The 13,421-nt window shown below is 48.3% G+C and carries 10 protein-coding genes; 5 read left to right on the top strand and 5 right to left on the bottom strand.

Annotation, left to right across the window (positions count from 1 at the left end; genetic code table 11):
• A partial coding sequence (locus tag H6F93_RS33710) for a hypothetical protein (protein WP_206755792.1) occupies window positions 1–209 on the top strand: 209 nt, incomplete at its 5' end.
• 64 nt (window positions 210–273) lie between these two features.
• Here H6F93_RS33710 and H6F93_RS30765 read toward each other — a convergent pair.
• The 4 genes from H6F93_RS30765 to H6F93_RS30750 are packed head-to-tail and all read right to left on the bottom strand — an operon-like array spanning window position 274 to window position 7,181.
• A complete protein-coding gene (locus tag H6F93_RS30765; RefSeq protein WP_190689485.1) occupies window positions 274–3,228 on the bottom strand; it encodes an NHLP bacteriocin export ABC transporter permease/ATPase subunit in 2,955 nt (984 codons plus the stop codon).
• A complete protein-coding gene (locus H6F93_RS30760; RefSeq protein ID WP_190689481.1) occupies window positions 3,225–5,456 on the bottom strand; it encodes an NHLP family bacteriocin export ABC transporter peptidase/permease/ATPase subunit in 2,232 nt (743 codons plus the stop codon). Before H6F93_RS30760 ends, H6F93_RS30765 begins: the two co-directional genes overlap by 4 nt.
• Window positions 5,456–6,058, bottom strand: a complete 603-nt coding sequence (locus H6F93_RS30755) for a hypothetical protein (RefSeq protein ID WP_190689479.1) — start codon at window positions 6,056–6,058, stop codon at window positions 5,456–5,458. The genes H6F93_RS30760 and H6F93_RS30755 overlap by 1 nt, the downstream gene beginning before the upstream one ends.
• A gap of 34 nt (window positions 6,059–6,092) precedes the next feature.
• A complete protein-coding gene (locus H6F93_RS30750; RefSeq protein WP_190689476.1) occupies window positions 6,093–7,181 on the bottom strand; it encodes a cyclic nucleotide-binding domain-containing protein in 1,089 nt (362 codons plus the stop codon).
• Between the two features lie 235 nt (window positions 7,182–7,416).
• On the opposite strand from H6F93_RS30750, the gene H6F93_RS30745 reads away from it, so the two are divergent.
• From H6F93_RS30745 to H6F93_RS30730, 4 genes are all read left to right on the top strand, one after another.
• Window positions 7,417–7,635, top strand: a complete 219-nt coding sequence (locus H6F93_RS30745) for a hypothetical protein (protein ID WP_190646558.1) — start codon at window positions 7,417–7,419, stop codon at window positions 7,633–7,635.
• A 272-nt stretch (window positions 7,636–7,907) separates the two neighbouring features.
• Window positions 7,908–9,245: an AAA-like domain-containing protein gene (locus tag H6F93_RS30740; protein WP_190689474.1), complete on the top strand. Its 1,338-nt coding sequence runs from the start codon at window positions 7,908–7,910 to the stop codon at window positions 9,243–9,245.
• Between the two features lie 787 nt (window positions 9,246–10,032).
• On the top strand, window positions 10,033–10,389 hold the full coding sequence (locus tag H6F93_RS30735) for a DUF4870 domain-containing protein (protein ID WP_190689472.1): 357 nt from the start codon (window positions 10,033–10,035) through the stop codon (window positions 10,387–10,389).
• Window positions 10,390–10,679: 290 nt separating this feature from the next.
• Window positions 10,680–10,991 carry a hypothetical protein gene (locus tag H6F93_RS30730; RefSeq protein WP_190689469.1) on the top strand — a complete coding sequence of 104 codons (312 nt, stop codon included), beginning with the start codon at window positions 10,680–10,682 and terminating at the stop codon, window positions 10,989–10,991.
• Between the two features lie 236 nt (window positions 10,992–11,227).
• Here H6F93_RS30730 and H6F93_RS30725 read toward each other — a convergent pair whose 3' ends face one another.
• Window positions 11,228–12,940 carry a GH3 auxin-responsive promoter family protein gene (locus H6F93_RS30725; protein ID WP_190689466.1) on the bottom strand — a complete coding sequence of 571 codons (1,713 nt, stop codon included), beginning with the start codon at window positions 12,938–12,940 and terminating at the stop codon, window positions 11,228–11,230.
• Window positions 12,941–13,421 lie beyond the last annotated feature (481 nt).

Raw genomic sequence — 13,421 nt, 5'->3', positions numbered from 1 at the left:
TTTCCGGCAAAAAGTGCCGCCACTTAAACACAGCAGGAGTAGACATCGGAGGAGGAGAAGGCAAGGTTAGTCCTATCAACCTTATCACCCATCAGTTTTTGCGACACAACCGAGAATTAAAGGAAACAGTTTATTTGGGAATTGCTCCAAGTAGACTGCATCGTCACAGGGAATTCTCATGCTGGTCTAATGTAGCGGTTCTTGCTTGAGTGGAATACAAAGCACGGCATACAGCAATGAAGCGGTGCGTTGCCGTGCAATTGCAATTCTGATTCATTCAGCGGTTTGTCTACGAGCCAACTGAGCAAACAATCCTGGCTGATTTGCTAGTTCTTCAAATTTTCCCTGTTGTACAACTCGTCCGGCTTGCATAACATAAATGCGATCGGCATAACGAATGGTGCTGAGGCGATGAGCAATGACAACACGAGTAACTTTGAGTTGATCTAAGCTCTGACTCACGATCGCCTGTGTCTTATTATCCAAGGCGCTTGTGGCTTCGTCAAACAGTAAAATCTGAGGCTTTAAAGCTAATGCACGGGCAATCACCAGTCGTTGCCGTTGTCCACCGGAGAGGTTCGTTCCACCTTCACTCACAAGCGTATGCATCTGCATGGGCATGGCTCTTATATCCTCTGCAAATCCACTCATTTTCGCCGCAGTCCACGCTTCATCTAAGGTAATTAGGGCACCGCTGGCAATGTTTTCAAAGATTGAGCCTGCGTTAATTCGGCTATTTTGCAACACCACACCTAACTGACGGCGCACGGCCATCACATCCAGTCCCATCAAATCTTGTCCGTCATAGTAGATCGTGCCAGAGATAGGCGTTTCAAAGCCTAGCAACAGTCGCATGACGGTTGATTTGCCGCTGCCCGATGGTCCGACTAGTGCAATAAATTCACCTGGTTGGGCAGAGATACAGACACTATCAAGGTTGAGGGGACCATCTTCGCGATAGCGGAAGGATATATGGTCAATTTGAACGTTGCCAGATAGCCGTCCGGGGTTAGCTTTGTTGAGGTCAATTTCGGGTTCAGCAGTTAGGATAGATTGCGATCGCTGCCACAGGGGAATCACATCCAGCACTTCAATCAATGTATTGCTGAGACTGGTGACTCCTCCAATAAACGTGCCAAACGCGACGCTAAACGCCAGAAAAGATCCGGTTGATAGCCCACTATCGCTGCCAAAAGACTGAGTTGGATCAATCAACGTGCTGGCTAACCCAAATAGCATCACTGTCGTGAGAGTTGGCAACACCGTGTTGAACAACACAACCATGTCCTCTAAACGCTGTGTGCTGGCTACAAGCTGAAGCTGTTTTACATATTTTTGTCCCCAATGGGCAAAAGCGCGTTCTTCAACCCCGGCAATTCGCAGCTTAGGAACCGCATTGATCAGTTGCACCATCAACCCAAAAAGGTCACCTTCAAGCTCCATTAGAGGGCGATTTTTGCGAATGATTAGGGAACCAGAAATGGTGGTAAAAGTGACAATCACTGCGGCTAGCACCAGTGCCAGAGTTGCCAATCTAGAGCTGTAGTAAAACAACAGTCCCAAATTCAATAGTGAGAAAAACCCAGCAAAGATACTTTGTAGGGCAGTACCACTAAGCTTGCGCCGGATTGCACCAATGCCGGATACGCGCGAGTTTAAATCACCGATGGAATATTCTCGAAAAAAGGAGGTTTTTAGCTTGAGTAGACGATCCCAGACAGCAGCCTGTAGAGATGCATCGGATAACGTTTCAATTCGCATGGAGGCGATCGCCTGCGCCAGTTGAAAGCTTGCCCCACCAAAGGCGGCCGCTAGTAGCCCTAACCCAATCTGCACCAGTAAACCTGAGTTGCCGTAGGGAATCGCGTTATCAATCAAAACGGCTGTAGCCTGTGGCACCAGCATTCCTAACAACGTTGCAGCTACGCCCGTCAGCAGAATCGCAATCACATCGGACGTGCGCCCTTGCAACGTGAATTTGAGCAAACTAATGGCATTCAACACGCCATCAGGCAAGGGTCTGTAGAAAACAAACGCAACGGGATCGATAGTCTGTGCAACAGACTGATCGACTGGAACTCTAGCAGAGGCAGATTTAGAACCCTTCGTCGTTGAAACATCGGCTTCAGCTAAACCTGTCCATGCCGGATCAAACAGTTCGTACTGGGCATTTCCAACGGGCAACAGTGCGATAGGTCGTTTATCCTCAACGGTGTAAGCCAGAAGTGGGCCGCTATCCATCTTCCACCAGTTGTTTCGCAGCAAAACTCGCCGCAAACGTAAGCGAGAAGAACGGGCGATCGCCTCCAAAGGTTCCTTTAATCGCTTCAGATCTTCCGATCTAGCAGGTGGCTGAATAGTTACTCCCAGTGCCTTACCCACTGCTCCTGCTGCAATTAACAAAGGAGTATCTGCCTCAAAAAAACTCTCTGTCCTAGGATGTAACACTGACGCAAGCTGATGGATCGCTTGCTGCGTCAGTTGTCGGTTAAGCTGCTGCCTTGCCTCAAATCGAGCTAACGTTTGCTGAGTCTCGTGTTCTCCAATCAATTCAACAGAACAGAGAAAATAGTGATGCAGTTGAGCCAGCCCCTTTAGCAAAACATCCCAACTTTCAACCTCGGCTGTGCCTCTAGAAAACAGTTCAAGGTGATCGGCTGCTTCTAACCAGGCTCCATTTCCAATAGGAAAACAGCCTGTTTCTGGATCTAAAACCAGGTCTGAATGACCCAACCAGAGCATCTTTCCTTGCTGGACTCTCACCCACAGGACCTGGTCGGGAGAAGGCTGAAATATTTGCCCTTCCATCAGGGAAAGGTATTGCATATCAGGAGTAATTCCAGCGGCCTTTGGCTGAGTTAGTCCCTCCACTTGACCAAGTTTGTGAATCCAGTTGTCGAGGAGGAAGTGGGGATCGGGGATTGAAGACTGGGAGAGTACGGGAGTGGGAGGGTATGGAATTGGCAGAAGCTCTGTAGGTTCGAGCGGAACTGCGATCATGCCGAGTGAGTTACAGTCTGGACGAGATGCAATGCCAAAAAGAGCTTCACCGGGGTAAATGTTGAATAGGTAGTGGCGATCGCCCTCTGCCTCACCATTTTTGATTGGCACCGCAAACAGTGCCAAAGAGCCTGACTGAACCAGCCAAACCGTTTGAGGGTCATTTAATAACAGGGGTTGATTGCCTGTAATTTGGTGCAAACTTGTGTCAATCTGCTGTAGCTTCATGAAGCACCCTCCGCGTTGCGAATGAGTTGAGCATAATGTCCAGGTTGTTGCCACAGTTCTTCATGGGTACCGCGTTGCACAACCTTGCCGCGTTCTAAAACAATAATTTCGTCAGAGTCTCGAATGGTGCTTAGCCGATGCGCCACAATCAAACAAGTGCAGCCCCGCTGCCGCAATTTTTGGTCAATCATTTTCTCGGTTTCTGTATCCAGGGCACTGGTGGCTTCATCCATAATTAGAATCGACGGATTGTTGACCAGCGCTCTAGCAATCTCAAGCCGCTGTCGCTGTCCACCACTTAAATTCACCGCACCCTCCAACAGTTGAGCATCATAGCCACCGGGAATTGAGAGGATCACTTCATGAATTGCTGCATCCTGACAAGCCCGATGTAAGGCGCGATCGGGAACTGTGGTATCCCACAGGGTTAAGTTCTCGCGAATGGTGCCTGCAAATAGGAGAATATCCTGTTCTACAACTGCGATCGAATTGGTGAGTACAGAACGGGAAATATCATTTCTAGCAACTCCGTCAAACCGGATTTCTCCTGACCAAGCATCATAGAGTCCAGCAATTACTTTAGCGAGGGTTGACTTACCAGAGCCACTTCCTCCTACGAAAGCAATTCGCTGTCCCGGCTTAATAGAAAGGTTGAAATTTTCAATCAGCGGCGGTTCAAGCGGACTGTAGCCGAAGGTAAGGTCTTTTAGATCAATGTAACCGTGCAGACGAGGAGAAAAGGGTGAAGGATGAAGGATGAGGGATGAAGGGGGAGGGGGGGAATCTTGTTCTTGTAACTGGGGATCAACCTCGTTAGTTAATACGTCGTCCAGGCGCTGTAGGTTCCCCTGTAAGGTTTGCAGAGTGCTGCCAAATTGGACGAGACGATTGACGGGTTGCTGAAAGCTTTGCATCAGAAGTTGGAAGGCGACTAACATACCAATACTTAAACTGCCGTTGATCACGCGCCATCCACCGATCATCAGGAGTGAGGCTGCTGTGAGTGCCGAAAGGAGAGTAGGCAGTAATCCTAAAACGCGGTTGATTAAACCTAACTCTTGCTGAGCGTTGATTGCCTTAGTGTAATACCCCACCCAACGAGCAAAAAAGTCTGACTCTAAGCCAGAAGCTTTGAGCGTTTCCATGCTCTGTAAGCCTGCGATCGCAATTCCCGATGCTTTGCCGTATTCCTGCACCAGTCGCAGGTTTGCATCGACGCGCTGACGCGATACCCACTGTAAAGTGAGTACATTCACAACCGCAAAGAAAATCACAATCAGAGTTAACACAACGTCGTATTGGAACATGGCGATCGCAAAAAAGATCACCATGAAGGCGCTGATTACGGTGATGGTCAGACGACCCGACATTACATCCGCCACATCATCGTTGAGTCGAATCCGGTTGCTAATCTCTCCGGCAAACCGCTGGGCATAAAAGCTAACGGGTAAACGCAAAACGTGCCAGACAAACCGACTGGATAAACTCACCGATAGCTTAATCTTTAAGCCACGCAAATACCGTAGCTGCAACAGAGTAAGCAAGCCCTGAAGGCATATCGTGATCATCATGCCAAACAGTAAGTAGGGCAACCACTCGGGTCGGTTGCCCATCAGGACATTGTCCACAAAAATCTGGCTAAAGGCAGGAATCACTAGACTTGGCAGCACCAGTAAAAAGCTTGCCAGGATGCAGTAGAGCAATGCCCCAACTGAACTGCGGAGACGGCTTCCTAATGCCAAAGTGAGACTGGGTTTTTGTCCCCCTGGCTGAAATTCTTCGCTCGGCTCCATCACCAGAACGACCCCAGTGTATCCTTCATCAAATTCCTGATAGGAAACCCTTCTAGGTCCGACGGCTGGATCATTGAGATAAACTCGGTCTTTGTCAAACCCCTCAACCACTAAAAAGTGATTGAAATGCCAGAAAACAATAAAAGGAAAACGCAGTTGTGACAGGCTTTCTAGCGACTTCTTAAAGCCTTTGGCGACCATGCCATAGTTTCTGGCTGCCTTGAGGACGTTGGCGGCTGTCACCCCATCTCGCGAAACACCACAGGCTTGTCGTAGCTCTGCCAGCGGCACAATGCGGTTGTAATAGCCTAAGACAATTCCTAAAGCCGCAGCCCCGCACTCAACGGCTTCCATCTGTAAAACTGTGGGTGTTTTGACTCGGCTCTTTTGCCCCTTTAGTGACTGTTGCAGAGAGGCTAAAGGGTTGATAAACATCAGTGAGACACCTCAAGAAATGGAAATACAAAGGTGATGGGTGCTTTTTCTGCTAGGGTGATGCGGGCGATCGCACTCATTCCGGGAGCCAGCGTTAACCGTGTACCTCTTGCAGAAGACCACCGATAGCCGCTTGCAGTCGAAGGATCGGGTTCCAGTTCAGCAACGACTTCTACTAAATTTTCTTGATCCGTAATGCCGGACTGACGAGCCGCATCTAAAGTGGTGACAGATGGTTCTGAAACAGATTTAATCCGAGCAACCAAGCCGTCGGTTTGTTCAGAGCCGATGGTGTCAGGCACCAGCATAATCTCCATTCCAGGTTGAATCTGCTTCGCTTCATCGCTACCAAAATAGGTTAATCCCACTAGTTCATTAGAGGATTGGGTTGGGTGAACGAGGATTCCTTTACCCACTGCGGTAATTGGAATCCGTCCAAAGAAACCCCAAACCAGCGCCAACGCCATCAAGGAAGCCAGAGATGCCAGAGGTAGCCAACTCTTAGGGCTAACAACTTGCATCAGTTGATCCAACTGCTCTGGAGAAGATAATCGCTCCAGGGACTCTTTTCTAAAAATGCTGGTTTTTGACTGCTCACTCATGGCTTTATTTGATGGCTCCGTTCAGTGACTCGCTTTAAGTTACACCCAACCGTTTCAACATCCAGTTAAATCGAGCCGCCCCTTGAGAAACCTGTTGCAACGAATCAAGGTCTAGCTCATCCTCATATTCAACGTCTTCATCCATCTCCTGATGCTGACTGTAGTTGCTCTTATTGCAGCCCAGACGACTCATCACGGTTTGTAGACTGTTGGAAAGCTGAAGGGCAAGGACTCGGTAAAAGCGAGAGGCAAAACTCATGTCTTGCTGAAGTTTGACAGCAAGTACCTGACGAGGAATAGATAAAACAAGAGAGTGATTGACCGCTCTAACCGTAACCGCTGGGGGGCGAAAATCTACAAAAGAGCTAGCGCCACTAATTTCACCCCGAGTTAGGTTAGCGATCGCCTTCTCGCGAGGAGCCTTTCCCTGACTTTTAAAGCAAAGGGTGAGAGGGTTATAATCTCCTTCGGGAGAGGAAATCAATAGAAGACCATCCAGAATGAAATACAGCGCCTCAACGGGTCTACCTGCCTGGAGTAAGACTTCATTCGGGGAAAGGCTTTTGATTTCACCCACAGCAACCAACCAGTCTGCATCGCTGTCTCGAAGTTCTCCAAACACAAAGAGAGCTTCTTTCATCGGTTGTTCGGTGATGGCTTGCACCTGACCTGGCATCTCGAAGATTTGCCGCAGCCGTTCAGAGAGCATCAGGGCGATCGCCCGATAAAAATGGGTACTAAAGTTAATGTCCTGTTCTAGTTTGTCTATTAACCGTTGCCGAGGAATTGCCAGTACTAACGAATTCACATCTGCTTTAACAATTGCTGGCATAAAACATAGATCAAATAAGGATGTTTCACCCACAATCTCGCCGCGTGATAAACGAGTAATTTCTCGATCCTGACAATCACTCTCTGCAACAGTTAAAACATGATCGGTAGAAGTACTTTTAGCGTTGGGAATTACGATCGTTAACGCTCCATCTAGCAATAGGTAAATCACCTCTGGATCTCTGCAAAGCTGGACAAGCACAGTTCCGGCGTTGATCTGCTCTTGACGACCCGCAGCGATCATCCAGTTAATGTCGGCGTTGCTTAATTCGCTGAGTAAGACTTCTGCCATGAGGTGATTGGTGCGAGTTTGATAGCCACATTATTACGGATTAGAAGTGAGGAAACTAGAGGAGATAAAGCTGATCCAACGTTCTGCCAACATTTATCCAACATCTTGCCAACATTTGTCCAACACACAAGCCTTCAGTGTTTGAGGGTTTCGGGCTACTCTAGAGAAGTGATGAGAGAGCTTGAATTGATTGCAGCTCTCACCAGTCATTTCCCTAACTGGAGGACATATCCTAATGAGTCAGCAAGAACCCAAAAAAGAAGAGCAGCTTTCAGATACAGAACTAGAAGGTGTGTCCGGTGGACTGACACAGCGGTTTGAAGATGCTCGCCTAGAGAATCTGGACAAAGGACTTCAACCTGAAGGAGAACTGTCCGAAGATCAGTTGAAAACTGTTGCAGGTGGATTGAACGAGCGATTTGAAGATGCTCGTCAGGAAAACTTGGACAGCTAGTTTTGGTTTACTCGTAGGTTGAGAAGGTAGTTAGTGCCTAGCCCTTTTTAACCTACAAATCTTGATTTCGGCAGTTTGTACTGCTAGTAGACTTCAACTAGTTTCTGATTTCTACGGGTCTGTATGCCTGTCGGGGAACGGTGCAATGCCGTTCCCCACACTTTAACTTGTGTACTTTTTCTTAAGTTAGAGCTTAACTTTACTATCTTTGCTTCTTTTTCCCTCGTACTTGAGGTAGATTCTTGAGCAGTAATAGTCAGAGGTAAACCCTGATGACTGCTGAAGAAGCATTGGAGATAATAGAACAAATTTTGCCTCCAGGTAGTTTAACCGCTGCACAGGAGTTAGTATTTCGGCGATCTTGGCTGGGGGAAGAATATCCTGCGATCGCCCGTGAAGCTGGATATGACTATAGCTATATCCGAGATATTGGCGCACAACTGTGGCGATCGCTCTCCAAAGCCTTGAAAGAACCCGTTAAGAAGAAAAACTTTCGCGCCTTATTGCAACAGCGGTTCAATCTGCAACCGTTGCATTTGAAGCAGGCGATTGATCCTAATCTAACTGTGCTTTCTGATATTCCAGAGTTTCCTGGAGGTGCAGTACGACTTCACTCCCAGTTCTACATTGAGCATCCTGCTATTCAAGCAAAAGCTTATGCAGAAATCGGCAAATCAGGAAGCTTATTGCGAATCAAAGCCTCCCAGAGAATGGGAAAAAGTTCCCTTTTGCTTCGCATCATTAACCAGGCTAAAACCCTAAATTACAACACGGTTAACCTGGACTTTAAGCAAACCGATAGTGACATCTTTTCTAGCCTGGATCGGTTTCTTCGGTGGTTTTGTATCCATGTGAGTCAGCAATTAGGGATAGAGCCCCGGTTAAACCAATATTGGCAAAAGGAAGCGGGTAGCAAGGCGAGCTGTACGCTTTACTGGACACGATATCTTCTGAGTCAATTAAACACCCCTCTACTCCTGAGCTTTAACGACTTTGATTTTATCCTGACAGAGCATCCCAAACTCGCCTGGGAGTTTCTCATGCTGCTCCAATCCTGGCACGAAGAAGCTAGACAGTCCAATGTTTTGCAAAAGCTGCGACTGGTGATAGTTCACTCCACTGATATTCACATTTCTCCGCAGCTCAGCGTATCTTCGCTCAACATGATCGGGTATCCCATTGAGCTACCAGAGCTTAATTTATCACAAGTGCAAATCCTGGCTCAAAAGTATGGCTTAAACTGGGAAACCTCTAATTCAGCTCAAGAGCTAATTGATATGGTCGGAGGGCACCCTTACCTGCTGCAACTGGCGCTCTATCACCTCTGGACAGGAAGTGTAACTCTTGATCAGCTTTTGCAAGAAGCGCCTACGCTGACTGGCATATACAGCGATCATCTGCAAAGCCTTTTAGTTACCTTACAGTCTTGTCTGGACTTGTCCAAGGGACTTGACCAAATTATTAAGGATGGTCAGACTACACAAGTGAAGGTAGCCGCCAAACTAGAGAAGCTGGGACTGATTAAGCGGCAGGGTAATTTGCTTAAGCTCAGGTGCAAGCTCTATCACCTTTACTTTAGCGACCATTTGTCTCTCTTCTGCCTTTCTTGATTAACCGCCATCATCACAAAAATTGAGCCAATTCCAACCTCTTTATCCCTTCCCCTATTTCACCCTGCGAAGCTTGACGATTAAAGTCTAAGCGCGTTAGGTGCAGCGTTGGAAATCGACGCCCCCCCAGAACCTCGAAAACCGTATAATCTCGTTGACGTGTGTCGATCCCTCTCTCCATAAGGGTTTCGACGAATTTAAGCAGGCTTGATTCTCAATTAGATCTGCTTATTGACCATCAAATTGGGGGTGCGTCGATTTGACCGCTGAAACCCAGTCTGGGCAATGCTTCCTGGACGAGGGGTTTCAAACCCCATTCCCCGCAAGGGGACGGAAACTGTAGGACTGCACGTCGCTGGCAGTAGCTTGATCTATTGGGTTTCAAACCCCATTCCCCGCAAGGGGACGGAAACATTATCTCCCTTGACTTGAAGGCTCCCTTGCGCTCTAGTTTCAAACCTCATTCCCCGCAAGGGGGCGGAAGGTCTAGGTATAAGCGATCGCACTTATTTTCAAATCGTCTTCTCTACAGAAGGATAGAAACAACTTTTCAGGAAGCTTAGTTAATGTTTGGAGAATGCGTCACACGCACCCTAAAGTTTCTGCCTCCTTGCAAACGGTCGGCTACACTTGAGGGGTAAACTCGCCGCATCAACCCACCCCGTGATTTTGGTAAGTTTAGCTTTGAAGGTGCAAAGCGCTTAAAAACTGGACTTTTAGAATCGCCGCGATAGGTAATTCCTCTGTCGAACTTACGGAATCACCCCAGCGTGTTACGCATCGACCTATGACCAACTTAGAAAAACGTAAGCTATTGTCAGCCCTTAGTCATGGTGCTTTGGTCCTGAATGTCGCCGTTTTGCCAGTCTTAATTCCGATCGCCGTTTTGGTTCTCTCGGATGACTCAATCGTGCAACAAAATGCAAGAGAGGCAATTAACTTTTGCATCAACATTACTGTCTATATCTTCTTTTTTTTGCTGTTAACCTTTATTGGGATAGGCATACCGCTTATTGGGACAGGTATACCGCTGCTGTTTCTAACCTTGTTTGTGAGTTGGGTGATGCTGATTATTGTCGCCGTTCATGCGGCTACTCAACTAGATCGGGCTTATCGCTACCCGTTCATTTTGCGAGTGCTGTAATCGCGATAAACTTTTGAAATTTTTTATACTTGACTAACCCTACCGAGATAAGATTTAATTCTGCAATGCAGCTTTGCCAGCGTGAAACCCTGCAAGTTGCAGACCCAAAAATTTAGTCGCGCTACCGAAAGTTGTTGGAGCAACTCTCGATAGCTGACCCTTTCGACTGTTCGAGCCAGTCTGGGGGCTGAAGGTATTTTATCCCTATTTTCAGCCGCTCCAGCTTGTCATGACGTTTTGGGGTGGCTGAATTTTTGGGTTTTCCTCCCCGTCGTTTCAAAGGAAAACTCATGACCGTCAACTTAATCACCCGTGCCGCAGCACCTACCCTGCTGCAACAGACTCCTGTGCCCGTTTCCACGCCACAGCTCCAGCCCTTGCCCCTGCGCTATCCCAACCGGGAACCGATTCGCCACTTGCTGATCGGTTCACCCACGCTCGTACAAAACACGATTCACCAGTTACACCACCTGCGCTACGCCGAGGTCGGCTTGTGGAGTCCAGAGATTTTCCCCTCCGACTCAGAACTCCGGCTGACGCTCAACCCCGGTGAGGTCTTGCGAATCTTGCTGCGCTACGTGGCGATCGCAGACATCCAGTAACGTGAGTTTCTAAGCTCACAATAGAGATCTGCGGCTTCTCAAAGAAGTCGCAGTTATTACTCAACAATACTGGTTGGAGGGGTTAGACTCACTCAGATTATCCAAGCTGAAACTTGATACTAAACCCGTCTGTGGAGTAGCAGTATCGGTAGGGGCGAAGCATTCGGTCAGAATCCTTGCAACTGAAGCACAATTCTTTTGCCGAATGCTTCGCCCGTACACCTAATAGTGCTTTTTCACTTGACCGCAATTTGTGCCAGTTCTAATTCCGTTTCTTCCGGCAATCGCACCTCTTGCTCAACCGTGAGTCCAGCAAGAAACTGACGGTCTTCGGTAATGTGAGGCAGTTTCAGTTGCGAGTCTGTAATCCCGCGCTGCATCAGGCGTTGTCGCAGTGTGGCAAAGCTACCCGGCGCTAAAATTCGCAGTCGGGGAGCAGGAACCTGGTCAGGACGCTTGTTGGCATAGGAAAGATGAATCTCCTTTAGCCTGGAATCAAATCGCTCCAGAAACGCTTGCGGGTTGCTAAGGATATAATTCGGCGTGAGTTCGATGTTCACCAGGTAATGAGCTGGAATTTCATCCTCTGATAGCGTGATGCAAAAGTCTTCGAGCGACAGTTTGAAATCTTGCTGAAGCCGCTGCATGACCTGAATGGCATGAAATTCTGTTGTTTTTTCGGTTGTTGAGGAAAGCAACCCGCCTAATCGATGCCGAAAGGCGATCAGAGGCGCTTTTTCGTGGAAGCCTAAAACCTCAACCACATCGCCGATGTCGTACCGATATAGCCCGTTGTAGTTGGTCACCAAAACGCGGTAGCGCTCATGTGGCTTGACTTCTTCGGCTAAGAGTGTTTTTGGCTGGTCTACATGCCACTGGTCCTCAGGAATGAATTCGTAGAAGGCATTTTCGATCGCCAAAATTGCGTTGTCGTTGTTGAATTCGTAATAGGTGCCAAACGCGCTTTCTGAAGAGGCATAGATGCCGCCAAAGACGGGCGTATCACCAAAGTAACTGGGGAACCGCTCAAAATAGAAGTTGGATGTGCCGCCCCGTGCTGTGATGATAAACGAGAGATTTGGCCAGACCAATTCTGGAGTCAGGCGACCTTCAGTTTTAAGGATTTGTCGCAGCTCAGCGGCTCGTTCTGGAGTAGCTGAAAAGAGCTGTTCTAACTTGGCTCGTAATTCAGGTTCCAGGTTGAGCCACGGGGCGATCGCCCCTGTCTCCAAATCTCGAATTAAATCTTCAGCGTAGGATTCCAGATAGTCACATAGCCGCAGCGCCAGAATTGGAAACGTTGCCGCAATCACGCTAAGCTGCGGGTCTTGCAGCGAAAACAGCAGACACATATAGTGGCGCGCCAAACTGTCTACGATTTGCAGCGCATCGTAGGGCTGAGCAAACAGTTGACGATAGAGTGGGTTGCTTTGACGCACAGTACTCGCGCTGACCGGGCCGTAGTCAATGCCGCCTGTGGTCTGCCCAATCCCTTGAACTGAGCTGGTCAAAAGCATTTTGCCAATCGATACGCCATGTTTCTTGGCTTCCTCGACCGCAAAGCCAATGCTGACCTGGTTGATCCGCTGAGAAACTCGTTGCGATCGCCGCGTCACCGGGATCATCTTCTGTTTCCCTGTAGAACCGCTAGTCAAATTGAGGTAAACGACCGGATCGGGGGTCAAAATATTTTGCTCGCCCTGGGCAATCCGCTCAATGTAAGGCTCATAGGCGCTATAGGGAAAAATCGGCACCCGTTGACGAAACTGGTCAACCGTTTTAATGTCCCTCAGTCTGTACTTGCGCCCAACCTCTGTATTTTGATGTGCCCGTAGGAGCGATCGCAAAAACTGCTCCTGCACCTGAGCAGTCCGTTTAGTTTTACGCACAAAGCCTGCCTTTGCCTGTCTCGCAAAGACGGGCAAAAGCGACAGCACTAGATTTTTCATTCAGTCAAACCTCACACCACACAAACCCACTCTGGCTCTGATTAAAGCGGATTTGTTAAAGAACTTCAAATTGTTGGACTTTCGCCAACGTAACGAACAAAGCCATTTCTGTTTAATACACTGCCAATCTCCCAGAAATCTGAAGCTGATCCTCGAAGAATCGGACTGATGCACTTAACTTCAGAATAAGGGGAAACGGGGTTGCATAGATGTTCCTGAGAGACACAAGTGAGACCGACACACTAGGTGGGTCAGTTCGAGCTTGGCTGACCAACGTTGAACGCTACAGATAACCACAACTCGGTACGGGGCGATTTTGTAGACAAAGCCCTGTCAGAGCCGAAATTCAATGGCAAAACCTACCCCAGCATTGCTGATTTAGACGCATGAATTTCGTAGGGGCATGGCAATGCCATGCCCCCACAAAGGAGATTGAGATCCATGAATCGTAGCCGCATTCACCAATGCCGCCCACCCCTAC

It is taken from the genome of Leptolyngbya sp. FACHB-671 (assembly GCF_014695745.1).
Taxonomy (GTDB): domain Bacteria; phylum Cyanobacteriota; class Cyanobacteriia; order Elainellales; family Elainellaceae; genus JAAUTN01.
This window is presented reverse-complemented; position numbering and strand designations above follow the sequence as displayed.